General features: G+C 79.3%; 1 pseudogene. It reads left to right on the plus strand.

What is annotated here, in order from left to right:
* Positions 1–1,322, plus strand: a pseudogene (locus CCN42_RS43055) (baseplate J/gp47 family protein); the annotation flags it as partial.

The raw sequence follows: 1,322 nt of genomic DNA on the forward strand, positions 1-1,322 counted from the left end.
CGCTGCTCGACGCCCTCGGCCGCGCCGGCCCCCCGCCCCGCACCCAGCCCGTCGGGCCGCCCCCCGTCGGCGCCGTCCTCGGCGCCGGCTCCGACGCGCTGCCCCGCCTCCTCGCGGGCAACCGGCCCGGCCTCACCGCCTCGCTGTACGACGCGCTGGCCGCGGTCGCCCCGGCCGGCACCCCGCCGCCGGGCGTGCTGCACTTCCGTCTCACCACCGCCCCCCTCGGCGCCGCCGTCCCCGACGACGAGCGGGTCCGCCGGCTGCTGCGTTCCGCCGTGCCCGCCCGCGACAGCGGCACCGCCCCGCTCGCCGCCGACGTCCTGCTGCTGGACGCGGTGCACGAGGACATCCAGCCCGGCAGCTGGATCGCGGTCCGGGTGGCGGGCCGCTCCCGCACCCGCGTCCTGCGTGTCCTCGAGGCCGACCGGATCGCCGTCGGCAACGAGCTGGACGCGGTCCGGGTGACCCGGCTGCGCCTGGACGCGCCGTGGACGGAGGACACCGAGGACATCGCCGCCCGCCGCGCCACCACCGTGTGGGCCGCGCCCGTGCCGCTCCTCCTCGCGCCCTCGCCCGACCTCACCGACGTGGCGGGCGACGCCATCGACCTGGACGGCACCTTCGAGGGTCTGACCCCCGGCCGGCTGCTCGTCGTCGCCGGCGAACGCACCGATGTGCTGCCCGACGCCGCGCCCGCGGACGGCGCCGTGCCGGGCCGCCGCCCCGGCGTCCCCGGTGCCGAACTCGCCGTCCTCGCCGGAGTGCGGCACGCCTTCGACGGCGGCTCCGCCGACGCCCGGGTGCGCACCACCCTGTTGCTCACCGCCCCGCTCGCCCACCGCTACCGCCGCGACACCGTCGTCGTGCACGGCAACGTGGTGCCGGCCACCGCGGGGGAGACCGTCACCGAGGTGCTCGGCAGCGGCGACGGCGGACGCGCCGGACAGGTGCTGCCGCTGAAGCAGGGCCCGCTGGTCTGGCTGCCGTCGACGACCGCCGACGGCGGCGACGAATCCCTCACCGTCCGCGTCGACGACGTGGCCTGGCGGCGCACGGCCGACCTCGGCGAAGCGGGCCCGGCCGACCAGGTCTACCGGCTGGCCGCGGGCACCGACGGCCGGGCCGCGGTGGAGTTCGGCGACGGCCTGCACGGCGCGCGGCTGCCCACCGGCAGCGAGAACGTCACCGCCCGCTACCGCATCGGCGGCGGCCGGGCCGGCAACGTCCCGGCCGGCCGGATCAGCCAGGTGATCAGCAAGCCGCTCGGCGTCGGCGCCGTCACCAACCCGCTGCCCGCGAGCGGCGGCGCCGACGCCGAC

The sequence above is a fragment of the Streptomyces glaucescens genome (assembly GCF_002154375.1).
In the GTDB taxonomy this organism is placed as follows: domain Bacteria; phylum Actinomycetota; class Actinomycetes; order Streptomycetales; family Streptomycetaceae; genus Streptomyces; species Streptomyces glaucescens.